Below are 24,628 nucleotides of genomic sequence, written 5' to 3'. Positions count from 1 at the left end.
CTTCTGGCCTGCGGTGACAAGCGGAAATGTCACTTCTGGTGATCAACTGAACGCTTCGAGTATGAAGATCACTCATCATCCGACTTCATGATCCTTCGTCAGGTGGTGGAGATCACAAAGCTTGTGCAATACCCCGTGTCGCAGATCACAGAGCGGCAGGCATAAGATGCGAGGCAGTTGGGCTTGTGACCTGCTTCACATGTTCTCGATCTTCGCCGGGACGAGCGGTGCTCGTGGGACCGGTGGGGCGGGTGTGAGCCCAGCACAACCGCCAGCAGTCAGCGCCGACTGAGAGGAGCGAGGAGCGGTGAACGCGTATGCGCCCATCCTCGTACTGGGAGCCCTCGGGGCAGGCTTTGCGATCTTCTCCGTGGTCATGGCCACGCTGATCGGTCCGAAGCGGTACAACCGCGCCAAGCTCGAGGCCTACGAGTGCGGCATCGAGCCGACCCCCACGCCGGCCGGCGGCGGGCGCTTCCCCATCAAGTACTACCTGACGGCGATGCTCTTCATCGTCTTCGACATCGAGATCGTCTTCCTCTACCCCTGGGCCGTCACCTTCGACGCCCTGGGGATCTTCGGGCTCGTGGAGATGCTGCTCTTCGTGCTCACCGTCTTCGTCGCATACGCGTACGTATGGCGGCGCGGCGGCCTGGAATGGGACTGAGGGGCCTTTAGACATGGGACTCGAAGAAAAGCTGCCGAGCGGCTTCCTGCTGACCACCGTCGAGCAGGCCGCGGGGTGGGTGCGCAAGGCGTCCGTCTTCCCGGCCACCTTCGGCCTAGCCTGCTGCGCCATCGAGATGATGACCACCGGTGCCGGCCGGTACGACCTCGCACGCTTCGGCATGGAGGTCTTCCGCGGCTCACCGCGCCAGGCGGACCTGATGATCGTCGCCGGCCGGGTCAGCCAGAAGATGGCGCCCGTCCTGCGGCAGGTCTACGACCAGATGCCCGCCCCGAAGTGGGTGATCTCCATGGGCGTCTGCGCCTCCTCGGGCGGCATGTTCAACAACTACGCCATCGTCCAGGGCGTCGACCACATCGTGCCGGTCGACATCTATCTGCCCGGCTGCCCGCCCCGCCCCGAGATGCTGATGGACGCGATCCTCAAGCTCCACCAGAAGATCCAGTCCTCCAAGCTCGGCGTGAACGCCGAGGAAGCGGCCCGCGAGGCGGAGGAGGCGGCGCTCAAGGCCCTGCCCACGATCGAGATGAAGGGGCTGCTGCGGTGAGCGACGCGAACGGCGCCAACGGCGCCAAGGGCACCGGCGGGGTGAACGGCTCCGGGAACGGGGCGAACGGGGTGAACGGCTCCGCGAACGGGGTGAACGGCTCCGCGAACGGGGTGAACCCCGAGAAGGACCTCGCCGCCTCCAACCTCCCCGGCCAGCGCGGCCAGGGCGGCGAGGAGATCCGCGTCCAGCACGGCATGTTCGGCGCCACGGCCGGCGGCGACACCTCCGGCTACGGCGGCCTGGTCCGCTCGGTCCGGCTCCCCGGGCCGGCGACCCGCCCCTACGGCGGCTGGTTCGACGAGGTCGCCGACGAACTGGAAGGCGCTCTGGAGGAGCAGGGCCTCCTCCCCGACAGCGCCATCGAGAAGACGGTCGTCGACCGTGCCGAGCTCACCTTCCACATCGAGCGCGAGCACCTGGTCCGCGTCGCCCGCACCCTGCGCGACGACCCGGCCCTGCGCTTCGAACTGTGCACCGGCGTCAGCGGCGTCCACTACCCGCACGACAAGGGACGCGAGCTGCACGCCGTCTACCACCTGCGCTCGATCACCCACAACCGCCTGATCCGCCTGGAAGTCAGCGCTCCCGACAGCGACCCGCGCATCCCGTCCCTGGTCCCGGTCTACCCGACCAACGACTGGCACGAGCGCGAGACCTACGACTTCTTCGGGATCGTCTTCGACGGTCACCCGGCCCTGACGCGGATCATGATGCCGGACGACTGGCAGGGCCACCCGCAGCGCAAGGACTACCCCCTCGGCGGCATCCCCGTCGAGTACAAGGGCGCCCAGATCCCGGCTCCGGACCAGCGGAGGTCGTACTCGTGAGCACGCAGTCAGCATCCGCCCGCGAGACCACCGAGGGCACCGTCTACACGGTCACCGGTGGCGACTGGGACGAGGTCGTCCAGTCCGCGGCCCGCGCCGACGACGAGCGCATCGTCGTCAACATGGGTCCCCAGCACCCGTCCACCCACGGAGTGCTCCGCCTGATCCTGGAGATCGACGGCGAGACGGTCACCGAGGCCCGCTGTGGCATCGGCTATCTGCACACCGGCATCGAGAAGAACCTCGAGTACCGCACGTGGACGCAGGGCACCACCTTCGTCACGCGCATGGACTACCTGACGTCCTTCTTCAACGAGACCGCCTACTGTCTCGCCGTCGAGAAGCTCCTCGGCATCGAGGACGAGATCACCGAGCGCGCCGAGATCATCCGGGTGCTCCTGATGGAGCTGAACCGGCTCTCCTCCCACCTGGTGTGCATCGCCACCGGCGGCATGGAGCTGGGCGCGACCACGATCATGATCTACGGGTTCCGTGATCGTGAAATGATTCTCGACCTCTACGAGCTCATCACCGGCCTGCGGATGAACCACGCCTACATCCGCCCCGGCGGACTCGCCCAGGACCTGCCGCCCGGCGCGGTGGACCAGATCCGCGAGTTCGTGAAGAAGATGAAGAGGAACCTCCCGGAGTACGACAAGCTCGCCACCGGGAACCCCGTCTTCAAGGCCCGTATGCGGGACATCGGCTACCTCGACCTGGCCGGCTGCATGGCCCTCGGCGTGACCGGCCCCATCCTGCGCTCCACCGGCCTCCCGCACGACCTGCGCAAGTCGCAGCCCTACTGCGGCTACGAGACGTACGACTTCGACGTCCCGACCGCCGACACCTGCGACGCCTACGGCCGCTTCCTGATCCGCCTGGAGGAGATGCACCAGTCGCTCAGGATCGTCGAGCAGTGCCTGGACCGGCTCCAGCCCGGCCCGGTCATGGTCGCCGACAAGAAGATCGCCTGGCCCGCCCAGCTCGCTCTGGGACCGGACGGGCTCGGCAACTCCCTCGACCACATCAAGAAGATCATGGGCACCTCCATGGAGGCCCTGATCCACCACTTCAAGCTGGTCACCGAGGGCTTCCGCGTCCCGCCGGGACAGGCGTACGCGGCCGTCGAGTCGCCCAAGGGCGAACTCGGGGCGCACGCCGTCTCCGACGGCGGCACCCGCCCCTACCGGGTCCACTTCCGCGACCCGTCCTTCACCAACCTGCAGGCCATGGCGGCGATGTGCGAGGGCGGCCAGGTCGCCGACGTCATCGTCGCCGTCGCGTCCATCGACCCCGTGATGGGAGGCGTCGACCGGTGACCACCAGTTCTTCGGAGCGCGGCGTCAGCCTGGGCATGCCCGAACTGCCCGCGCCCGCGTACCCGGACGAGGTCCGGGCCCGGCTGGAGGCGGACGCGCGCGAAGTGATCGCGCGCTACCCGGACTCCCGATCCGCCCTGCTGCCGCTGCTCCACCTCGTGCAGGCGGAGGAGGGACACGTCACGCGCACCGGAATGCGGTTCTGCGCGGACATGCTGTCCCTGACCACGGCCGAGGTCACCGCCGTCGCCACCTTCTACACCATGTACCGGCGCAAGCCGTCCGGTGACTACCAGGTCGGCGTGTGCACCAACACGCTGTGCGCGGTGATGGGCGGCGACGCGATCTTCGAGACCCTCCAGGAGCACCTGGGCGTCGGCAACGGCGAGACCACCGACGACGGCCTGGTCACGCTGGAGCACATCGAGTGCAACGCGGCCTGCGACTTCGCCCCCGTCGTGATGGTCAACTGGGAGTTCTTCGACAACCAGAGCCCGGCCAGCGCCAAGCGCCTGGTCGACGACCTGCGCGCGGGGCGGCCCGTGCAGCCCACGCGCGGGGCCCGGCTGTGCACCTTCAAGGAGACCGCGCGGGTCCTGGCCGGCTTCCCCGACGAGCGGCCCGGGGCCGTCGAGGAGGGCGGCAGTGCGGGACCGGCGTCGCTGGTGGGCCTTCGCCTGGCAAGGGGAGAAGCCGCACCCGCGCGCGTGGTCCATCCGCGCGACGGCGGTCCGCATGACGAACCGCAGGACCGGGTGCACGAGCCGTCGCCCGCCGAGCACCTCAGTTCTCATGACGCGCCGCAGGACACATCGGCCTCCGACCCCGCCCACCCGGCAGGGCCTACCGCCGAGGAGGGGGAGTGATGAGCGTGGCAGCCGAAATCAAGGACCCGAGCCCCGAGAAACTGCTCGCACCCGTGCTGTCGGCCTTCTGGGACGAGGACCGGTCCTGGTCTTTGGACGTCTACCGGAGGCACGAGGGATACGAGGGGCTGCGCAAGGCGCTCGCCATGTCACCGGACGACCTGATCGCGTACGTCAAGGACTCCGGTCTGCGCGGGCGCGGCGGCGCGGGATTCCCGACGGGGATGAAGTGGCAGTTCATCCCGCAGGGTGATGGAAAACCGCACTATCTAGTTGTCAACGCCGACGAGTCGGAGCCCGGGACCTGCAAGGACATCCCGCTCCTCTTCGCGAACCCGCATAGCCTCATCGAGGGCATGGTGATCGCCTGCTATGCCATCCGTTCGTCGCATGCCTTCATCTATCTGCGTGGTGAAGTCGTCCCTGTACTGAGGCGGTTGCACGAGGCCGTGCGCGAGGCCTACGCGGCGGGCTACCTCGGCGAGAACATCCTGGGCAGCGGGCTCGATCTCGACATCACCGTGCACGCGGGCGCCGGCGCGTACATCTGCGGTGAGGAGACCGCGCTGCTCGACTCGCTCGAAGGCCGCCGGGGTCAACCGCGGCTCCGTCCCCCCTTCCCTGCGGTGGAAGGCCTGTATGCCTGTCCCACTGTGGTGAACAACGTCGAGTCCATCGCGTCGGTTCCCGCCATCCTGAAGAACGGCAAGGACTGGTTCAGGTCGATGGGCAGCGAGAAGTCCCCGGGCTTCACGCTCTACTCGCTCAGCGGCCATGTGGCGAGCCCCGGCCAGTACGAGGCGCCGCTCGGCATCACCCTCCGCCAGCTCCTCGACATGAGCGGCGGCATGCGGACCGGGCACCGCCTCAAGTTCTGGACACCGGGCGGCTCCTCGACGCCGATGTTCACCGACGAGCACCTCGACGTCCCCCTCGACTACGAAGGAGTGGGCGCCGCCGGTTCCATGCTCGGGACCAAGGCGCTGCAGTGCTTCGACGAGACGACCTGCGTCGTGCGGGCGGTCACCCGCTGGACCGAGTTCTACGCGCACGAGTCCTGCGGCAAGTGCACGCCGTGCCGTGAAGGGACGTACTGGCTGGTGCAGTTGCTGCGCGACATCGAGGCCGGCAAGGGCGTCATGTCCGACCTCGACAAGCTGAACGACATCGCCGACAACATCAACGGCAAGTCCTTCTGCGCCCTCGGCGACGGCGCGGCCTCACCGATCTTCTCCTCGCTGAAGTACTTCCGCGAGGAGTACGAGCAGCACATCACGGGCCGGGGCTGCCCCTTCGACCCGACCAAGTCGACGGCCTGGGCGGATCGCCCGGAGGTGAACGCATGACCGTGACCACCAGCGCTCCCTCCGGAGGGGGCGAGGCGGCGGTCCCGCCGGAAGACCTCGTCACGCTGACGATCGACGGCGCCGAACTCAGCGTGCCCAAGGGCACCCTGGTCATCCGGGCCGCCGAGCAGCTCGGCATCGAGATCCCGCGGTTCTGCGACCACCCCCTGCTCGACCCGGCCGGCGCCTGCCGGCAGTGCATCGTCGAGGTCGAGGGCCAGCGCAAGCCGATGGCGTCCTGCACCATCACGTGCACCGACGGCATGGTCGTGAAGACCCAGCTCACCTCCCCGGTCGCCGAGAAGGCCCAGCACGGGGTGATGGAGCTGCTGCTCATCAACCACCCGCTGGACTGTCCCGTCTGCGACAAGGGCGGCGAGTGCCCGTTGCAGAACCAGGCCATGTCGCACGGCAACGCCGAGTCCCGCTTCGACGGCAAGAAGCGCACCTACGAGAAGCCGGTACCGATCTCCACCCAGGTGCTGCTCGACCGCGAGCGGTGCGTGCTGTGCGCCCGCTGCACCCGCTTCTCCAACCAGATCGCCGGCGACCCGATGATCGAGCTGATCGAGCGGGGCGCACTCCAGCAGGTCGGCATCGGCGAGGGCGACCCGTTCGAGTCGTACTTCTCCGGCAACACCATCCAGATCTGCCCGGTGGGCGCCCTGACCTCGGCGGCGTACCGGTTCCGCTCCCGCCCCTTCGACCTCGTCTCCTCGCCGTCGGTCTGCGAGCACTGCGCGGGCGGCTGCGCGACCCGCACCGACCACCGGCGCGGCAAGGTCATGCGCCGCCTAGCGGCCGACGACCCCGAGGTCAACGAGGAGTGGTTGTGCGACAAGGGACGCTTCGCGTTCCGGTACGCGCAGCAGAAGGACCGGCTGCAGACGCCCCTGGTGCGCAACGCCGACGGTGTCCTGCAGGCCGCTTCCTGGCCGGAGGCGCTGGAGGCGGCCGCGCGGGGGCTGGGCGCCGCCCGCTCCCGGGCCGGTGTCCTCCTCGGCGGCCGGCTGACCGTCGAGGACGCCTACGCGTACAGCAAGTTCACGCGCGTGGCGCTCGACACCAACGACATCGACTTCCGCGCGCGCGTGCACAGCGCCGAGGAGACCGACTTCCTCGCGGCCCGCGTGGCGGGCCGCGGCCGCGACCTCGACGGTACGGGTGTCACGTACACCTCCCTGGAGCAGGCGCCCGCCGTCCTGCTCGTCGGGTTCGAGTCGGAGGAGGAGGCGCCCGGCGTCTTCCTGCGGCTGCGCAAGGCCTGGCGCAAACGCAAGCAGCGGGTGTTCTCGCTGGCCACGCACGCCACCCGGGGCCTGGAGAAGGCGGGCGGTGTCCTGCTGCCGGCCGCGCCGGGCACCGAGCCCGAGTGGCTGGACGCCCTCGCGAGCGGCGTCGGCCTGGAGGGCGACGGCGCGCACGCCGCCGAGGCACTGCGCGAAACGGGCGCGGTCATCGTCGTGGGCGAACGGCTCGCGTCGGTCGCGGGCGGGCTCACGGCCGCCGTACGCGCCGCCACCGCGATCGGCGCCCACCTGGCGTGGATCCCGCGCCGCGCGGGTGAACGCGGCGCGGTCGAGGCGGGCGCGCTGCCGTCGCTGCTGCCGGGCGGCCGCCCGGCGACCGACCCGCGCGCGCGGGAGGAGGTCGCCGCCGTGTGGGGGCTGGCCGAACTGCCCGCGCGCCACGGTCGCGACACCCACCAGATCGTCGAGGCCGCCGCCACCGGCGAACTGTCGGCCCTGGTGGTCGCCGGCGTGGAGGTCGCCGACCTGCCCGACCCGGCACGCGCCCGTGAGGCCCTGCGCAGTGTGGGCTTCCTGGTCTCGCTGGAGCTGCGGCCGAGCGAGGTCACCGAGCACGCCGACGTCGTCCTGCCGGTCGCCGCGGTCGCCGAGAAGGCGGGCACCTTCCTCAACTGGGAAGGCCGTGTCCGCTTCTTCGAGGCCGCCCTCAAACCCGAGCAGATGACCCGCCGGCTCGCACCGACCGACGCGCGCGTGCTGCAGATGCTCGCCGACGCCATGGACGTCCACCTGGGTCTGCCGGACCTGCGCAGCACACGCGCGGAGATCGACCGGCTCGGTGCCTGGGGCGGCCCACGCGCCGCCGAACCGGTGGAGTCCGCGGGCGCACTGCCCCGCCCCGCCGCCGGTGAGGCCGTGCTCGCCGGACACCGGCTGCTGCTCGACCAGGGTGTCCTGCAGGAGGGCGACGAAGCGCTCGCCGGGACCCGGCATGCCGCTCACGCGCGTGTGTCCGCCGCGACGGCCGCCGAGGCGGGCGTCGGCAACGGCGGTGTCCTCGCGGTCACCGGCCCCGTCGGCACGGTCGAACTCCCGCTGCAGATCACCGAGATGCCCGACCGGGTGGTGTGGCTGCCGCTGAACTCCGTCGGCGGCGGCGTCGCCTCCGACACCGGCGCACAGCCCGGTTCCCTCGTCCGCATCGGCCCGGCGGCACGCGCCGAACAGGCCCCCAAGGAGGTGGAGGCATGAGCCCGTACCTCGCCGCTGAAGACCTTTCGATGTTCGGCCGCGACCCCTGGTGGCTGGTCGTCGTCAAGGCCGTCTTCTGCTTCGCCTTCCTGATGGTGACCGTGCTGTTCTCCATCGTCTGGGAGCGCAAGGTCGTCGCCTGGATGCAGCTGCGCATCGGCCCCAACCGGCACGGCCCCTGGGGCATGCTCCAGTCGCTCGCCGACGGCGTGAAGCTGATGCTCAAGGAAGACCTCGTCGTCAAGCGCGCGGACAAGGTGGTCTACGTCCTCGCGCCGGTCGTCGCCGCCATCCCGGCGTTCATGGCCATCGCCGTGATCCCCTTCGGCCCGGCCGGCAACGAGATCTCGATCTTCGGCCACCGCACCACGATGCAGCTCACCGACCTGCCGATCGCGATGCTGTACATCCTCGCCGTCGCCTCGGTCGGCATCTACGGCATCGTGCTGGCGGGCTGGAGCTCCGGATCGACCTATCCGCTCCTGGGCGGTCTGCGCTCGTGCGCGCAGATGATCTCCTACGAGATCGCCATGGGCGCCGCGTTCGCGTCCGTGTTCCTCTACTCGGGGTCGATGTCGACGTCCACGATCGTGGAGCAGCAGCACGACCGCTGGTACATCCTGCTGCTGCCGGTCTCCTTCATCCTCTACATCGTCACGATGGTCGGCGAGACCAACCGCGCCCCCTTCGACATGCCGGAGTCCGAGGGCGACCTGGTCGGCGGTTTCAACACCGAGTACTCCTCGATCAAGTTCGCGATGTTCATGCTCGCCGAGTACGTGAACATGGTGACGGTCTCCGCCGTGTCGACGACGCTCTTCCTCGGCGGCTGGCGGGCACCCTGGCCGATCAGCACCTTCTGGGTGGGCGCCAACCACGGCTGGTGGCCGCTGCTCTGGTTCGTGATCAAGGTCCAGCTGCTGCTGTTCTTCTTCATCTGGCTGCGCGGCACGCTGCCCCGCGTCCGCTACGACCAGCTGATGAAGCTCGGCTGGAAGGTCCTCATCCCGGTCTCGGTGACCTGGCTGATGCTCGTGGCGACGGTGCGGGCGCTGCGCAACGAGAACTACGGCTTCGCCGACATCGGCCTCTATGTCGGCGGCGGAGTCCTCGCGCTGCTGGTGATCTCCTTCGTCGCCGACATGTTCCGCGAGAAGGCGAAGTCGGCCGACGAGGCCGCCGTCGAGCAACCCGCATTCGATCCGATGGCGGGCGGGTTCCCCGTACCGCCGCTGCCCGGACAGGAACTCCCGGCGGTGCCGAGGCGCCACCCGCGCCGCGAGCGGGAGCTGATTGTCAGTGGTGGGTCGGACACTGTCAGTGACGGACCTACGGATGGAAAGGAGGCGTCCGATGGCTGAGGAACCCAAGGAGACCAAGCCCGGTTTCCAGAACCCCGTCGCCGGCTTCGGCGTGACCTTCAAGGCCATGTTCAAGAAGCGTCTGACCGAGCAGTACCCGGAGCAGAAGAAGACCACGGCTCCGCGGTTCCACGGACGGCACCAGCTCAACCGCCATCCCGACGGCCTGGAGAAGTGCGTCGGCTGTGAGCTGTGCGCCTGGGCCTGCCCCGCGGACGCCATCTACGTGGAGGGCGCCGACAACACCGACGAGGAACGCTACTCGCCGGGCGAGCGCTACGGCCGCGTCTACCAGATCAACTACGCCCGCTGCATCCTGTGCGGGCTCTGCATCGAAGCGTGCCCCACGCGCGCGCTGACGATGACCAACGAGTTCGAGCTGGCGGACTCCAGCCGCGCCAACCTCATCTACACCAAGGAGCAGCTGCTCGCCGGTCTCGACGACGGCATGGTCGACACACCCCACGCCATCTTCCCGGGGACGGACGAACAGGACTACTACCGGGGCCTGGTGACCCAGGCGGCACCCGGTACGGTCCGGCAGACCGCCGTCTCCAAGGGCGAGGTCGTGCAGGAGGCGGCGTCCACCTTCGGCGAGGACGAGCCGGCCTCGGAGAAGGTGATCGACCGATGAGCGCGCAGCAGCTCGCCGCCTACACCACCTCCACCGGTGAGGCCTTCCAGTTCTGGGTCCTCGGCACCGTCGCGGTGATCGGCGCCCTGTGCACCGTCTTCATGCGCAGGGCGGTGCACAGCGCGCTCTGCCTCGCCGGAACCATGATCGTCCTGGCGGTGTTCTACCTCGCCAACGGCGCCTACTTCCTGGGGATCGTGCAGATCGTCGTCTACACCGGCGCGATCATGATGCTGTTCCTGTTCGTGGTGATGCTCGTCGGCGTCACGGCCGCGGACTCCCTGAAGGAGACCATCAAGGGCCAGCGCTGGCTGGCCCTCGTGTGCGGTCTCGGCTTCGGGGTCCTGCTGTTCGCCGGCATCGCCAACGCCTCCCTGAAGGACTTCGACGGCATCGGGCAGGCGAACGCGAACGGCAACGTGGAGGGGCTCGCCTCCCTCATCTTCACCAAGTACGTCTTCGCCTTCGAGATCACCGGCGCCCTGCTGATCACGGCCGCCGTCGGAGCCATGGTGCTCACCCATCGCGAGCGCACCGAGCGCGCCGAGACCCAGCGGGAGCTGTCCGAGCGGCGCGTCCGCGAGGGCGTGAACGTCCCGCCGCTGCCCGCCCCGGGTGTCTATGCCCGGCACAACGCCGTGGACATCGCCGGTCTGCTGCCCGACGGCACCCCCTCGGAGCTCACGGTCAGCAAGACGCTGCGCGAGCGCGGCCAGGTCCGTGACGTGTCCACCGAGGCGCTCAACGACCTGCGCGCCCTGGAACAGCGCGCGCAGGAGCGCCTGGAGCGCACGACGATCGAGCCGACGACGTTCAAGCGGCCCGAGGAGGCGTCGAAGTGAACCCGGTCAACTACCTCTACCTCGCCGCCCTGCTGTTCACGATCGGCGCGACCGGCGTCCTGATCCGCCGCAACGCCATCGTGGTCTTCATGTGCATCGAGCTGATGCTGAACGCCTGCAACCTCACGTTCGTCACCTTCTCCCGGATGCACGGCAACCTCGACGGCCAGATCATCGCCTTCTTCACGATGGTCGTCGCCGCCGCCGAGGTCGTGGTGGGCCTCGCGATCATCGTGTCCCTGTTCCGCGCCCGCCACTCGGCCTCGGTCGACGACGCCAGCCTGATGAAGCTGTAAGGGGTCGGAAGAATCGTGGAGAAACTGATCGCGCTGCTCATCGCGGCGCCCCTGTTCGGAGCGGTCGTCCTGCTCCTCGGCGGCCGGCGCCTCGACCGCGTCGGCCACTGGATCGGCACCCTGCTGTCGACGGCCTCCTTCGCCGTCGGCCTGATCCTCTTCGCCGACCTGCTCGGCAGGAACGCGGAACACCGCACCCTGACCCAGCACCTGTGGACGTGGGTCCCGGTCGGCGGCTTCCAGGCGGACGTCACCTTCCGCCTGGACCAGCTGTCGATGACGTTCGTGCTGCTGATCACGGGCGTCGGCTCGCTGATCCACCTGTACTCGATCGGGTACATGGAGCACGACGAGCGCCGCCGCCGCTTCTTCGGCTACCTGAACCTGTTCCTGGCGGCGATGCTGCTGCTCGTCCTCGCCGACAACTACCTGCTGCTGTACGTCGGCTGGGAGGGCGTCGGCCTCGCCTCCTACCTGCTGATCGGCTTCTGGCAGCACAAGCCGAGCGCCGCCACGGCCGCGAAGAAGGCCTTCCTGGTCAACCGCGTCGGCGACATGGGCCTGTCGATCGCGATCATGCTGATGTTCACCACCTTCGGCACCTTCGCCTTCGGCCCGGTCCTCGGCCACGCCGGCGACGCGTCCGAGGGCAAGCTCACCGCCATCGGCCTGATGCTGCTGCTCGCCGCCTGCGGCAAGTCGGCCCAGGTGCCGCTGCAGTCCTGGCTCGGGGACGCCATGGAGGGCCCGACCCCGGTCTCGGCCCTGATCCACGCCGCGACGATGGTGACGGCGGGTGTCTATCTGATCGTCCGCTCCGGCGCCGTCTTCAACGCCGCTCCGGACGCCCAGCTGGCCGTCACCGTCGTCGGCGCGGTCACGCTCCTGTTCGGTGCGATCGTCGGTTGCGCCAAGGACGACATCAAGAAGGCGCTGGCCGGCTCGACCATGTCGCAGATCGGGTACATGGTGCTCGCGGCGGGCCTCGGCCCCATCGGCTACGTCTTCGCGATCATGCACCTCGTGACCCACGGCTTCTTCAAGGCCGGGCTCTTCCTCGGCGCGGGTTCCGTGATGCACGGCATGAACGACGAGGTCGACATGCGCAAGTACGGCGGCCTGCGCAAGTACATGCCGGTCACGTTCATCACCTTCGGCCTCGGCTATCTGGCGATCATCGGCTTCCCGGGCCTGTCGGGCTTCTTCTCCAAGGACAAGATCATCGAGGCGGCCTTCGCCAAGGGCGGCACCGAGGGCTGGATCCTCGGCGGCGCGGCCCTGCTGGGCGCCGCCATCACCGCCTTCTACATGACGCGCGTGATGCTGATGACCTTCTTCGGAGAAGAGCGCTGGAAGTCTCAGCCCACCCGCTCGCCCGAGGCGCCCAGCGCCGAGCCGGCCGCCGAGCACCGCGGCGAGCACGCCGAACCGCATCCGCACGAGTCCCCGAAGGTCATGACGATCCCGATGATCGTGCTGGCCGTCGGCTCGGTCTTCGGCGGCGCCTTCTTCAGCATCGGCGACCGGTTCCTGCACTGGCTGGAGCCCGTCACGGGCCACAGCGAGGGCGACTCGCCGCTCAGCGCCACCACCGTCACCGGCGCGACCATGGTCTGCCTGGTCGTCGGTGTCGCCATCGCCTGGCTCCAGTACGGCCGGCGGCCCGTCCCGGCCGTCGCCCCGCGCGGCTCCGTGCTCACCCGCGCCGCCCGGCGCGACCTCTACCAGGACGACTTCAACCACGTCGCCCTGGTCCGCGGCGGCGAGCACCTCACGCGCTCCCTGGTGTATCTCGACCACACCCTGGTCGACGGCGTCGTCAACGGCACCGCCGCCGGCTTCGGCGGCCTGTCCGGGCGGCTGCGCCGGCTCCAGAACGGCTTCGCCCGCTCCTACGCGGTCTCGATGTTCGGCGGTGCGGCACTCCTGGTGGCCGCGACCCTGCTGATGAGGGCGGTCTGATACCGATGTCCTTTCCCCTGCTGACAGCGACGGCGGCGCTCCCGGCCCTCGGGGCCGTCGCCACGGCCGCCGTACCGGCGCGGCAGCGCACCGCCGCCAAGTGGCTGGCGCTGCTCGTCTCGCTCGCCACCCTCGCCCTGGCGATCGTCGTCCTGGTCCGCTTCGACCCGGACGGCGCCCGTTACCAGCTCGCCGAATCGCACGCCTGGATCAAGGACTTCGGGGTGCGGTACGAACTGGGCGTGGACGGCATCGCGGTGGCCCTGATCGGGCTCACCGCCCTGCTGATGCCGTTCATCGTCCTCGCGGGCTGGCACGACGCCGACCCGCTGGAGACCGGCAACCGCCGCTGGCGCCCGACCCAGGGCTTCTTCGCGCTGATCCTCGCCGTCGAGGCGATGGTGATCATCTCGTTCGAGGCCACCGACGTCTTCCTCTTCTACATCTTCTTCGAAGCCATGCTGATCCCGATGTACTTCCTCATCGGCGGCTTCGGGGACCACGCCCACGAGCACGGCGAGGAGACGGCGGCCACACAACGCTCGTACGCGGCCGTGAAGTTCCTGCTCTACAACCTGGTCGGCGGTCTGATCATGCTGGCCGCGGTGATCGGCCTCTACGTGGTCGCCGGGAACTTCTCCCTCCAGGAGATCGCCGCGGCCCGCGCCAACGGTTCGCTGCACATGGCGACGGGCACCGAACGCTGGCTGTTCCTGGGCTTCTTCTTCGCCTTCGCGGTGAAGGCGCCGCTGTGGCCGCTGCACACCTGGCTGCCCAACGCCATGCAGGAGTCCACCGCGCCGGTCGCCGTGCTCATCACGGCGGTCGTCGACAAGGTGGGCACCTTCGCGATGCTCCGCTTCTGCCTCCAGCTGTTCCCGGAGGCCAGCAAGTGGGCGACGCCCGTGATCCTCGTACTGGCGCTGATCAGCATCGTCTACGGCGCGCTGCTCGCCGTCGGCCAGCGGGACATCAAGCGGCTGGTGGCCTACGCGTCGATCTCCCACTTCGGGTTCATCGTCCTGGGCATCTTCGCGATGACCAGCCAGGGGCAGTCCGGTGCCACGCTCTACATGGTCAACCACGGCATCTCCACGGCCGCGCTGATGCTGGTCGCCGGCTTCCTGATCTCCCGGCGCGGCTCGCGGCTCATCGCCGACTACGGAGGGGTGCAGAAGGTCGCCCCGGTACTGGCCGGCACCTTCCTGATCGGCGGCCTCGCCACCCTCTCGCTGCCCGGACTCGCCCCGTTCGTGAGCGAGTTCCTGGTCCTGGTCGGCACGTTCTCGCGCTATCCGGTGATCGGCATCATCGCCACCTTCGGCATCGTCCTCGCCGCGCTGTACACCCTCGTGCTGTACCAGCGGACGATGACGGGACCGGTGAAACCCGAGGTCTCGGCGATGCCCGACCTGCGGGTCCGGGAACTCCTGGTCGTCGCCCCGCTGATCGCACTGCTGATCTTCCTGGGCGTCTACCCCAAGCCCGTCACGGACATCGTCAATCCGGCGGTCAAGCAGACCATGTCCGACGTACACAAGAAGGACCCCAAGCCCGAGGTGGAGGCGGCCAAGTGAGCGCAGCAGCCGTCCACAGCCTGTGGACAAACGCGGTCGACCCGATCTCCAGGATCGACGCGCCGAAGATCGAATACGGACAATTGTCGCCGACACTGATCGTCCTCGGCGCGGCCCTGGTCGGGGTGCTGGTCGAGGCGTTCGTCCCGCGCAAGTCCCGCTACTACACGCAGGTGTTCGTCTCCGGCGTCGCGCTGTGCGCCGCGTTCGCCGCGGTCGTCGCACTCGCGGCCGGCGGGTACGGCACCACCAAGGCGCACATCGCGGCCATGGGTGGGATCGCGGTGGACGGACCGGCCCTGTTCCTGCAGGGCACGATCCTGCTGGCGGGCCTGGTCGGCCTGTTCACCTTCGCCGAGCGCCGGCTGGACCCCGCGGCGCACGGCAACCGGGTCGACTCCTTCGCCGCCCAGGCGGCGTCGGTGCCCGGCAGCGACAGCGAACAGGCCGCGGTGAAGGCGGGGTTCACCACCACCGAGGTCTTCCCGCTGCTGCTGTTCGCCATCGCCGGCATGCTGGTGTTCCCCTCGGCCAACGACCTGCTGACCCTGTTCGTGGCCCTGGAGGTCTTCTCCCTCCCGCTGTACCTGCTGTGCGCGCTGGCCCGCCGCAAGCGGCTCATGTCGCAGGAAGCCGCCGTCAAGTACTTCCTGCTCGGCGCCTTCGCCTCGGCGTTCACGCTGTTCGGCATCGCCTTGTTGTACGGCTACGCGGGCTCGGTGTCGTACGCGCGCATCGCACAGGTCGTCGACGGCACCGTCACCAACGTCGACCCGGCACTCGCCGGCACCATGGGCAACGACGCACTGCTGCTGCTCGGCAGCGCGCTGATCGTGATGGGCCTGCTGTTCAAGGTCGGCGCGGTGCCGTTCCACATGTGGACGCCCGACGTCTACCAGGGCGCGCCGACCCCCGTGACGGGCTTCATGGCGGCGGCGACGAAGGTCGCGGCGTTCGGCGCGCTGCTACGCCTGCTGTACGTCGTCCTGCCCGGCCTGCGCTGGGACTGGCGGCCGGTCATGTGGGCGGTGGCGATCATCACCATGCTGGGCGGCGCGATCGTCGCCATCACGCAGACCGACATCAAGCGGCTGCTGGCGTACTCGTCCATCGCGCACGCCGGATTCATCCTCGCGGGTGTCATCGCCACCTCGAAGGAGGGCGTGTCGTCCGTGCTGTTCTACCTGGCCGGGTACTCGTTCGTGACGATCGGCGCCTTCGCCGTGGTCACGCTGGTGCGCGACGCGGGCGGCGAGGCGACCCACCTGTCCAAGTGGGCGGGACTGGGCCGCCGTTCACCGCTGGTGGCGGCGGTGTTCGCGGTGTTCCTGCTGGCCTTCGCCGGCATCCCGCTGACCTCGGGGTTCGCGGGGAAGTTCGCCGTGTTCAAGGCGGCGGCGGACGGTGGCGCGGTGCCCCTGGTCGTCGTGGGTGTGATTTCCTCGGCGATCGCCGCGTTCTTCTACATCCGCGTGATCGTGCTGATGTTCTTCAGCGAGCCGAAGCCCGAGGGGCCGACCGTGGCCGTCCCCTCGCCGATGACCATGGCGGCGATCGCGATGGGCGTGGCGGTGACGCTGGTGCTCGGTGTGGCACCGCAGTACTTCCTGGACCTGGCGAGCCAGGCGGGAGTGTTCGTGCGCTGACGCGTACGGTACGGCCGTACGGCCCCGGTTCCCACTCGGGAGGGGAACCGGGGCCGTCGCACGTCAACGGTCGGACACCGTCCGTGACAAGCGGGCGGCGCGGCCGTTGCCTCCCGGCGCGCGGAGGCGTTGATACGACAAGCACACCCTGCCTGTGGACAACCGTCGGGCACTGTCGGCGCGGGCGCCTATCGTGGACGCAGTGGTCGACGGACGACACACGGGGGAAGCGGCGGGGGACAGGACGATGGGCGCGACGGGCGGAAGCAGCGAGATGCCAATGATGACCGAAGGACCCGGCCCGGCCGACAGCGAGGCGCTGGCCACACTCCACCGGGTCTTCGGATACGAGGCCTTCCGGGGCGAGCAGGAAGAGATCATCGAGCACGTGGTGGCGGGCGGCGACGCCCTCGTGCTCATGCCCACCGGCGGCGGCAAATCACTGTGCTACCAGATCCCGGCCCTGGTCCGGCCCGGCACGGGCGTGGTGGTGTCACCGCTGATCGCCCTGATGCAGGACCAGGTGGACGCCCTGCGCGCCCTCGGTGTGCGGGCCGGCTTCATCAACTCCACGCAGGACTTCGACGAGCGGCGCGTGGTCGAGGCGGAGTTCCTGGCCGGCGAGCTGGACCTGCTGTACCTGGCGCCGGAGCGGCTGCGCCTGGACTCCACGCTCGACCTCTTCTCCCGCGGTAAGATCTCCGTCTTCGCGATCGACGAGGCGCACTGTGTCTCCCAGTGGGGCCACGACTTCCGCCCCGACTACCTCACCCTGTCCCTCCTCGGCGAGCGCTGGCCGGACGTCCCGCGGATCGCCCTCACCGCGACCGCCACGCGCGCCACCCACGAGGAGATCACCCGGCGGCTGAACCTGCCGACGGCCCGCCACTTCGTCGCCAGTTTCGACCGGCCCAACATCCAGTACCGGATCGTGCCGAAGGCCGACCCCAGGAAGCAGCTGCTCGCCTTCCTCCGGGAGGAGCACGCGGGCGACGCCGGCATCGTCTACTGCCTCTCCCGCAACTCGGTGGAGCGCACGGCGGAGTTCCTGACCGCGAACGGCATCACGGCGGTGCCCTACCACGCGGGCCTGGACGCGGGCACGCGCGCGGCCCATCAGTCCCGGTTCCTGCGCGAGGACGGCCTGATCGTGGTGGCGACCATCGCCTTCGGCATGGGCATCGACAAGCCGGACGTGCGCTTCGTCGCCCACCTGGACCTGCCCAAGTCGATCGAGGGTTACTACCAGGAGACCGGCCGAGCGGGCCGGGACGGCCTTCCGTCCACGGCCTGGATGGCCTACGGCCTGAACGACGTCATACAGCAGCGCAAGCTGATCCAGTCCGGCGAGGGGGACGAGGCCTTCCGCCGCCGGGCCGCCGCCCACCTCGACGCCATGCTGGCGCTGTGCGAGACGGCCCAGTGCCGCCGCGTCCAGCTGCTCGCCTACTTCGGCCAGGACCCCGACGTCACCGCCTGCGGCAACTGCGACACGTGTCTGACCCCGCCGGAGACGTGGGACGGCACGGTCGCCGCCCAGAAGGCCCTGTCGACGGTGGTGCGGCTCCAGCGCGAACGCGGGCAGAAGTTCGGCGCGGTGCAGATCATCGACATCCTGCTCGGCAAGCGCACCGCCAAGGTGATCCAGTTTGACCACGATCAGCTGTCCGTCTTCGGCATCGGCACGGACCTCACCGAAGGCGAATGGCGGGGCGTCGTCCGCCAGCTGCTCGCCCAGGGGCTGCTCGCAGTCGAGGGCGAGTACGGCACGCTGGTCCTCACCGAGGCGAGCGGTTCGGTGCTGCGGCAGGAGCGCGAGGTGCCGTTGCGCAAGGAGCCGAAGAAGCCGGCCGCCTCCCGGTCCCGGTCGGCGGGGGGCTCCGGCGGTTCCGGCAAGGCCAAGGCCGCCGCGGTCGAGCTGCCCGAGGAACTCCTCCCCGCCTTCGAGGCCCTGCGCGCCTGGCGTGCCGAGCAGGCCCGGGAGCAGGGTGTCCCCGCCTACGTCATCTTCCACGACGCCACCCTGCGGGAGATCGTCTCCCTGTGGCCCGCTTCGGTGCGCGAGCTGGGCACGGTGAACGGGGTCGGCGAGAGGAAACTCGCCACCTACGGGGAAGGGGTCCTCGCGGCGCTGGCCTCCCAACCCCGGCCCGCACCGGCCGATGCGGCGAACCCGCCCCGCGCCGCGGCCCCTGCGGACCGCAGACCCCCGGAGGACCACTGGCCCGAGCCGACGGACGAGCCGGAGCCGGAGCCGGACGACTGGATGTAGCCGGACGGGGGCGACGGCGGCGCGGAGTCCGGCGGGGTGTGGCCCGGCGGGGCGCGAGGGGAAGCCCGGCGGGGTGTGGCTCGGCGGGGCGTGACGGCAAGCCCGGCCGGGGTCGCGGGTCTCGGGTCGGCCCGGTGGTGGGCCGTGCGGGGCGGATCGGCGTGGTGCGGTCCCTTCGCCCTTCGGCCTGGCGCCGCCCGGCGGGGCGCGAGGGGGAGGCTCGGCGTGTGTGGCTCGGCGGGTGACGGTGGGGCGGATTTGATGCGGGCCCGTGTGTCTCGCGCCGGCTCGGCGGGGCGTGACGGCAAGCCCGGCCGGGGTCGCGGGTCTCGGGTCGGCCCGGTGGTGGGCCGCGCGGGGCGGATCGGCGTGGTGCGGTCCCTTCGCCCTTCGGCCTGGCGCCGCCCGGCGGGGCGCGAGGGGGAGGCTCGGTGTGGTGTGGCCCCTCCGTCTTTCGGCCTGGTGCCGTCCGGCGGGGCGTCGCGTGAGGGTTGAGGCAGGCGGTCGGCTCTGTCGCGGCTAGGGCCTCTCGGGCTGAAGCCCCCGGGACGCGTAGGCCCGGACGTCGGCGTCCGCGTCCGTCATGGCGGTCGCCAGAGCTGTCCGGGACTCTTCGGTGGCGCGATGCCGGGTCAGCGCCAGGACCGCCGCCTTGCGGACGTCGGCGTTCAGGTCGGCGAGGGCGTCGGCCAGAGCGGGGACGGCCGTGTCGGCGGGCGCGGCCGACAGCGCGGTGGCCGCACCGGACCGCACCTGCCACGCGGGGGCGGACAGGGCGGCCACGGCCCGGGCGACGAGTGGTGCCGGGCAGCCCGTGGTGGCCAGCGCGCCGAGCGCGGCACCGCGCACCAGCGGATCGGCGTCCTCGGTCAGCCGGTCCAGGGTGCCGGCGAGCAGTTCCCGGTCGGGCGCGCTCAGGGACGCAGGCCCGACGGCGGCCAGGGCCTTGGCCACAGTGACCCGGACCTCCCGGGAGGGATCGTCCGCGACGCCGGTCAGCGGGCCGACGGCGTCGACCGAGACGAGCGCCCGCACGGCCTCGATGCGGACGGCGATCTCGGGGTCCCGCACCGCCGCCGCGAACACCGCCACCTCGCCGAGTCGCAGCGCCCGCAGGACATCGAGGGCGGCGGCGCGGACCACCGGGTCGGCCTGGCCGAGCGCGCCGACGAGGGCGGCGCCCAGGGCGGGTTCGGGCGGCAGGGTCTCGACCAGCTCGCGCAGTGAGGCCGCGGCAGCCGCGCGGACCTCGGCATCGGGGTCGGCGAGCGCACCGACGAGGGCCCGTCCGGTACCGGAGGGCACGGTCTCGGTGAGGACCGCGACGGCCGTGCGGCGGACGGCGGCCTCGGAGTCGGTCAGATAGGGCTCGACCGCGGCGAGTTCGGGTTCGGCCTCGGCCAGTTCCAGCAGTTCCAGCAGTCGAGGCGAGGCGGTGCCCCGGGCACCGGCCGGGTCGGCGGGACCGGAGGCGGGCGTGGGAGCCGCACCGGTGGCGACCGGCGCCGCGTCGCGCGGCCCGGCCGTGGCCACGTGCTCGGCGTGGACCTCGCCCAACGGCCGGGAGGGGCCGCCGACCGGCGTGAACTCCTCCACCGGCACCGGATAGGGAGCCACGGGACGTGCCGTGAACTCCATGGCACCAGAGGGGGACTTGTGCAGATCGAGATGGTGGAACCAGGAGACGTCGTCGCGCCCGGGATGGTCGAGACGGTCGTGGTAGAGGCCCCAGCGGGACTCCGTGCGGGCCAAAGAGGCGCGCGCGGCCATCTCCGCGCAGTCGCGAATGAAGGAGACCTCGGCGCAGCGCATCAGTTCGTGCGGGGTGCGGGCGCCCATCGAGGCGATGTCGGCGCGCATCCGCTCGAAGGCCTCCAGGGCGAGGGAGAGCCGCGCGCCGGACTTGGGCGGGGCCACGTAGTCGTTCACGAAACGGCGCAGCTTGTACTCGACCTGGGGCTGCGCCGGGCCGTCCGGGTGGCGCAGCGGGCGGTAGATCAGCTCGTGCGCCTCGCGTACCTGGTCCGCGGGAAGTTCACCGGTGTAGGCCGTGTACCGGGCGGCGTCCGCGCCGGCGAGGTCGCCGAAGACGAAGGCGCCGATCATGTAGTTGTGCGGGACGCAGGCGAGGTCGCCGGCGGCGTACAGGCGCGGGACGGTCGTGCGGGCGTGGTCGTCGACCCGGACACCGGAGGCGGAGTGCCCGCCGCACAGACCGATCTCGGAGATGTGCATCTCGACGTCGTGGGTGCGGTAGTCGTGTCCGCGCCCGGCGTGGAAGGTGCCGCGGGTCGGCCGTTCGGTGGAGTGCAGGATCGACTCCAGTGCGGAGATCGACTCCTCGGGGAGGTGGCTCAGCTTCAGATATACCGGCCCCCGGTCGCCGGCGGTCTCGGCGGCGAACTCGGCCATCATCTGCCCCGACCAGTAGTCGGAGTCGACGAACCGCTCGCCGTGCCGGTTGACCTGGTAGCCGCCGAAGGGGTTGGCGACGTAGGCACAGGCCGGACCGTTGTAGTCCTTGATCAGCGGGTTGATCTGGAAGCACTCGATGCCGGTCAGCTCGGCGCCCGCGTGGTAGGCCATGGCGTAACCGTCACCGGCGTTGGTGGGGTTCTCGTAGGTGCCGTAGAGGTAGCCGGAGGCGGGCAGGCCGAGTCGGCCGCAGGCGCCCGTCGCAAGGATCACCGCACCCGCGCGGACGGTGACGAAGGCGCCGGTGCGGGTGTGGAAACCGGCGGCGCCCACGGCCCGGCCCCCGGCGGTGAGGACCCGGACCGGCATCACCCGGTTCTCGATCCTGATCCGCTCCCGCATCTCGCGCCGCCGCAACTGCCGGTACAGGACCTTCTTGACGTCCTTGCCCTCGGGCATCGGCAGGACGTACGAGCCGGAGCGGTGGACCTGGCGGACCGCGTACTCGCCGTGCTCGTCCTTCTCGAACTTGACCCCGTACGACTCCAGCCGCTGGACCATGGCGAAGCCGCGGGTGGCGGTCTGGCGGACGGTGGTCTGGTCGACGATGCCGTCGTTGGCGCGGGTGATCTCGGCGACGTAGTCGTCGGGTTCGGCACGGCCGGGGACGACCGCGTTGTTGACGCCGTCCATGCCCATGGCGAGCGCGCCGGAGTGGCGGACGTGGGCCTTCTCCAGCAGCAGGACGTTCGCGCCGCGCTCGGCCGCGGTCAGGGCGGCCATGGTGCCGGCGGTGCCGCCGCCGATGACGAGGACGTCGCAGGTCAGCTCCTCGGCGTCGGTGACGGCGGGGATCTCCGTGGAAGCGGGCGCGTGGGTGGTCACCGGGGAGCCTTTCGGAGGGCGAGCGAGGCGAGGGTGTCGGGGCGCGGGGCGACGCGGTCGCCGGGGGCGGCACGGCGGGGCGGTGCGGACGGGTCAGCGCAGCAGGTAGGGCATGTTGACCGTGACGGCTCCGGTGGGGCAGCGGGCCGCGCAGGGACCGCAGTACCAGCACTCGTCGACGTGCATGTACGCCTTGCCGCTGGAGGTGTCGATGGCCAGGGAGTCCAGTGGGCACATGTCCACGCAGAGGGTGCAGCCGTCGATGCACTTCGACTCGTCGATGGTCACGGGCACGTCGACCCGCTGGGGTACCAAGGGCATGGCTGTCTCCTGGAAACGTGCGGAGGGGAAACGTGGGGTCGGGATACGCGGGGGAGGGGCGGAGCGGAGACCCGGCGGTCACGACCGGTGGAGCAGGCCGCTCATGCTGATGCGGTCACCGCGGAAGCGGATGAACTCCAGGTCGACGGGGCGCCCGTCGGCGAGGTGCGTGAGGCGTTCCAGCATCAGTACGGCGGTGCCGCGCGGGGCCTCAAGCACGGCGGCGGAGTGGGCGTCGGCGTTCACCGCCTCCAGGGTGATCTCGGCGTGGCCGAGACGCTGTCCGGTGATGGCTTCCAGGAGGCGGAAGACGTCGGTGTTCTCCAGATCGGCGCCGAGCAGGCGGGTGCCGATGTCGAGCGGGATGTAGGTCAGGTCGAGGGAGAGCGGCAGCCCGCCCAGGCGGCGCAGGCGTTCGACGTAGAGGACGTCGGCGCCGGCCGGGACGTCGAGGCGTTCGGCGACCGGGGCGGGTGCGGGGGCGGGGCCCATGGTGCGGACCTCGTTGGTGACATGGCCGTGTTCGCGCAGGGTCTCCGCGAGGCCCATCAGCCGGTCGAGCCCATGGGGGTACTTCCGGGCGACGACGACGGTGCCGACCCCGGGCAGCCGTGTCACCAGGCCCTCGGCCCGCAGCAGGTCCAGGGACTGGCGGACGGTGTTGCGGGAGACGCGGTAGTCGGCGGCCAGGGTGGACTCGTGGGGCAGCGTGCCGTCCGGGAAGGCACCGGCCAGGAGCTGGTGGCGCAGCAGGTCGGCGAGTTGCCGGGCCCGGTCCGCACGCAGCCGTCGACGCGTGCGGTGGGCGGCGACGGTGGTCGCGGCGCCCTGACCGGCATGGTCGCGGGGGCGGTCGGTGGGTGGCATGGCTGGAACCATACCGACGCGGTAGGAAGAGGGGTGTTGCTGAAGTGTTGCGCCAGGGGGAGGCCGCTGTGCACCCCCTTGACCTGCGGTTCTCCGAGGGTGAGGAGAAGATCTGCCACCTTCCGTGGACGGTCGGCCCGTGCTTCGCCCCGATGTCGCCGGTATCCCGGCCGCGCGGTCGACGCGTCGTGCCGGTGCCTCGCGGGGTCAGGACAGGGCGGTCAGTCCCGGGGCGAAGGTGATGAGCAGTGGCAGCAGCGGCACCAGCGCGGCGACCGTCGTCGTGAGGGCCCGGTGCCGGGGCAGCAACCGCGGCGGCGGCTCCAGCAGACGGTCCACGCGCTCGCCGAGGAGACGACGGCTGGAGTCGCAGGACAGGACGCCCCGGTGCTGGTTCAGCTCGATCAGCGCGAGCGCCGTGGTGAGGTGGCCGCAGCGCCGGGACGCGGTGTCGTCGGCGGCGAGTTCGACCAGACGGTGCGTCTGATCGCAGAAGTGGGCGAAGAGGGGGACGTGCGGGAAGCCCGTCGCGAGGGCGGTGGACAGGTGCAGCAGCCAGTCGTGGTGGGCCCGGGCGTGGCCGCGCTCGTGGGTGAGGACGGCGTCCAGCTGATGGTCGGTGAGGCGTTGCAGCGCCCCGGTGGTGACGACCAGCTGGGGCGGGTGACCCGGCATCCACCAGGCGTCGGGGTACTCGTCCTCCAGTACCAGCATCGGTCCGCGTGCCGCCGGCAGCCCGGCCGGCAGATCGGGGGCGCGCTCGCGCAGCTGTGCCCGGGCCTGGCCGCGGGTGCGGCGGGCCTCGACGAGTTCCCGGCCCAGCATCGCCGTCGTCCAGGCGGCCCCGCAGGCCAGCAGGACGGTGAGCGCGGCGGACCACACGGGCGCGGCGGAGAGATCGTAGGCGGCGGTGACGGCCGGCGGCGCGGGGGCGAACACGTGGTCGCGCACGGTGTGGAAGACGGCCGCCGCGACCAGGACCAGTGCGGTCAGGCAGCACAGCAGGACGGTGGCGACGAGGCACTGCCACACCCACAGCGCGAGTACGGGATCCCGCTCGGGCCAGTCGGCCCGGGTCAGGGCACGCGGCGCCGGTACGGCGGCCGCCAGGGCGACGACGCTCAGCAGGAGCAGGCAGACGGTCATGCCGGGGCTCCGGTTCCTGGTCGGAGAGTTGCGCGGGGGCCGGATGGTGCGGGGGCGGCGCGCCGGGGCGCGCCGCGTGATGCGTGTCCCGCCAGTATGACGCCGCGAGGCGGCGTGGGGCAGGTGTCCGCGGTGAACCGCACGGCGTCCTTCGGGCCGGAGGCTTTCAAGGGATCCGGGTCCGGGCGGCCCCTCGTGCGCCGCGGCCGTGGGGGGGGGGGGGGGGGGGGGGGGGGGGGGGGGGGCCGGGGCGCCCCCCCCCCCCGCGGGGGCCCGGCCCCCCCCCCGGGGGGGGGGGGGGCGCGGC

General features: G+C 70.7%; 19 protein-coding genes. 15 read left to right on the top strand and 4 right to left on the bottom strand.

All coding sequences use genetic code 11. The annotated features are described in order from the left end of the window. Positions 1–307 precede the first annotated feature (307 nt). The 15 genes from ACIBA9_RS25040 to recQ all read left to right on the top strand — a co-directional run bounded on the left by ACIBA9_RS25040 (position 308) and on the right by recQ (position 18,687). Positions 308–667: an NADH-quinone oxidoreductase subunit A gene (locus ACIBA9_RS25040; RefSeq protein ID WP_003992243.1), complete on the top strand. Its 360-nt coding sequence runs from the start codon at positions 308–310 to the stop codon at positions 665–667. A gap of 13 nt (positions 668–680) precedes the next feature. After that, a complete protein-coding gene (locus ACIBA9_RS25035; protein WP_020941564.1) occupies positions 681–1,235 on the top strand; it encodes an NADH-quinone oxidoreductase subunit B family protein in 555 nt (184 codons plus the stop codon). 92 nt (positions 1,236–1,327) lie between these two features. Continuing rightward, positions 1,328–2,065: an NADH-quinone oxidoreductase subunit C gene (locus tag ACIBA9_RS25030; protein WP_399366430.1), complete on the top strand. Its 738-nt coding sequence runs from the start codon at positions 1,328–1,330 to the stop codon at positions 2,063–2,065. Continuing rightward, positions 2,062–3,384, top strand: a complete 1,323-nt coding sequence (locus ACIBA9_RS25025; protein WP_362154923.1) for an NADH-quinone oxidoreductase subunit D — start codon at positions 2,062–2,064, stop codon at positions 3,382–3,384. The genes ACIBA9_RS25030 and ACIBA9_RS25025 overlap by 4 nt, the downstream gene beginning before the upstream one ends. Continuing rightward, positions 3,381–4,250 (top strand): NADH-quinone oxidoreductase subunit NuoE, encoded by an 870-nt coding sequence (gene nuoE / locus ACIBA9_RS25020; RefSeq protein WP_362154925.1) that lies wholly within the window; start codon positions 3,381–3,383, stop codon positions 4,248–4,250. The genes ACIBA9_RS25025 and nuoE overlap by 4 nt, the downstream gene beginning before the upstream one ends. Next, on the top strand, positions 4,247–5,596 hold the full coding sequence (gene nuoF / locus ACIBA9_RS25015; RefSeq protein ID WP_399366287.1) for an NADH-quinone oxidoreductase subunit NuoF: 1,350 nt from the start codon (positions 4,247–4,249) through the stop codon (positions 5,594–5,596). The genes nuoE and nuoF overlap by 4 nt, the downstream gene beginning before the upstream one ends. Beyond that, the gene (locus tag ACIBA9_RS25010) at positions 5,593–8,097 is read left to right on the top strand and encodes an NADH-quinone oxidoreductase subunit G (RefSeq protein WP_399366285.1); all 2,505 of its coding nucleotides are present in this window, start codon (positions 5,593–5,595) and stop codon (positions 8,095–8,097) included. Before nuoF ends, ACIBA9_RS25010 begins: the two co-directional genes overlap by 4 nt. Then, on the top strand, positions 8,094–9,458 hold the full coding sequence (nuoH, locus tag ACIBA9_RS25005) for an NADH-quinone oxidoreductase subunit NuoH (RefSeq protein ID WP_399366283.1): 1,365 nt from the start codon (positions 8,094–8,096) through the stop codon (positions 9,456–9,458). Before ACIBA9_RS25010 ends, nuoH begins: the two co-directional genes overlap by 4 nt. Then, a complete protein-coding gene (gene nuoI, locus ACIBA9_RS25000; RefSeq protein ID WP_399366281.1) occupies positions 9,451–10,092 on the top strand; it encodes an NADH-quinone oxidoreductase subunit NuoI in 642 nt (213 codons plus the stop codon). Before nuoH ends, nuoI begins: the two co-directional genes overlap by 8 nt. Continuing rightward, complete coding sequence (locus ACIBA9_RS24995) at positions 10,089–10,934, top strand: NADH-quinone oxidoreductase subunit J (protein ID WP_399366279.1); 846 nt, start codon at positions 10,089–10,091, stop codon at positions 10,932–10,934. The genes nuoI and ACIBA9_RS24995 overlap by 4 nt, the downstream gene beginning before the upstream one ends. Next, positions 10,931–11,230 carry an NADH-quinone oxidoreductase subunit NuoK gene (gene nuoK, locus ACIBA9_RS24990; RefSeq protein WP_362154940.1) on the top strand — a complete coding sequence of 100 codons (300 nt, stop codon included), beginning with the start codon at positions 10,931–10,933 and terminating at the stop codon, positions 11,228–11,230. The genes ACIBA9_RS24995 and nuoK overlap by 4 nt, the downstream gene beginning before the upstream one ends. 15 nt (positions 11,231–11,245) lie before the next feature. Beyond that, entirely contained in the window at positions 11,246–13,192 is a 1,947-nt protein-coding gene (nuoL, locus tag ACIBA9_RS24985; RefSeq protein ID WP_399366277.1) for an NADH-quinone oxidoreductase subunit L, read from the top strand. A 5-nt stretch (positions 13,193–13,197) separates the two neighbouring features. Beyond that, entirely contained in the window at positions 13,198–14,769 is a 1,572-nt protein-coding gene (locus ACIBA9_RS24980; protein ID WP_399366275.1) for an NADH-quinone oxidoreductase subunit M, read from the top strand. Beyond that, complete coding sequence (gene nuoN, locus ACIBA9_RS24975) at positions 14,766–16,415, top strand: NADH-quinone oxidoreductase subunit NuoN (RefSeq protein WP_399366273.1); 1,650 nt, start codon at positions 14,766–14,768, stop codon at positions 16,413–16,415. Before ACIBA9_RS24980 ends, nuoN begins: the two co-directional genes overlap by 4 nt. 247 nt (positions 16,416–16,662) lie before the next feature. Next, a complete protein-coding gene (recQ, locus tag ACIBA9_RS24970; protein ID WP_399366271.1) occupies positions 16,663–18,687 on the top strand; it encodes a DNA helicase RecQ in 2,025 nt (674 codons plus the stop codon). A 519-nt stretch (positions 18,688–19,206) separates the two neighbouring features. Here recQ and ACIBA9_RS24965 read toward each other — a convergent pair. The 4 genes from ACIBA9_RS24965 to ACIBA9_RS24950 form a co-directional block, all read right to left on the bottom strand. Next, the gene (locus ACIBA9_RS24965) at positions 19,207–21,987 is read right to left on the bottom strand and encodes a fumarate reductase/succinate dehydrogenase flavoprotein subunit (RefSeq protein WP_399366269.1); all 2,781 of its coding nucleotides are present in this window, start codon (positions 21,985–21,987) and stop codon (positions 19,207–19,209) included. Positions 21,988–22,080: 93 nt separating this feature from the next. Continuing rightward, positions 22,081–22,308 carry a ferredoxin family protein gene (locus tag ACIBA9_RS24960; protein WP_399366267.1) on the bottom strand — a complete coding sequence of 76 codons (228 nt, stop codon included), beginning with the start codon at positions 22,306–22,308 and terminating at the stop codon, positions 22,081–22,083. A gap of 78 nt (positions 22,309–22,386) precedes the next feature. Then, entirely contained in the window at positions 22,387–23,175 is a 789-nt protein-coding gene (locus tag ACIBA9_RS24955; protein WP_399366265.1) for a GntR family transcriptional regulator, read from the bottom strand. Between the two features lie 207 nt (positions 23,176–23,382). Then, on the bottom strand, positions 23,383–24,321 hold the full coding sequence (locus ACIBA9_RS24950; protein WP_362154959.1) for a M56 family metallopeptidase: 939 nt from the start codon (positions 24,319–24,321) through the stop codon (positions 23,383–23,385). Positions 24,322–24,628 lie beyond the last annotated feature (307 nt).

Source organism: Streptomyces sp. NPDC051452 (assembly GCF_044454765.1).
GTDB lineage: Bacteria > Actinomycetota > Actinomycetes > Streptomycetales > Streptomycetaceae > Streptomyces.
Note: the sequence above shows the minus strand (reverse complement) of the source record. Positions and strands in the feature narration are given on the sequence as shown.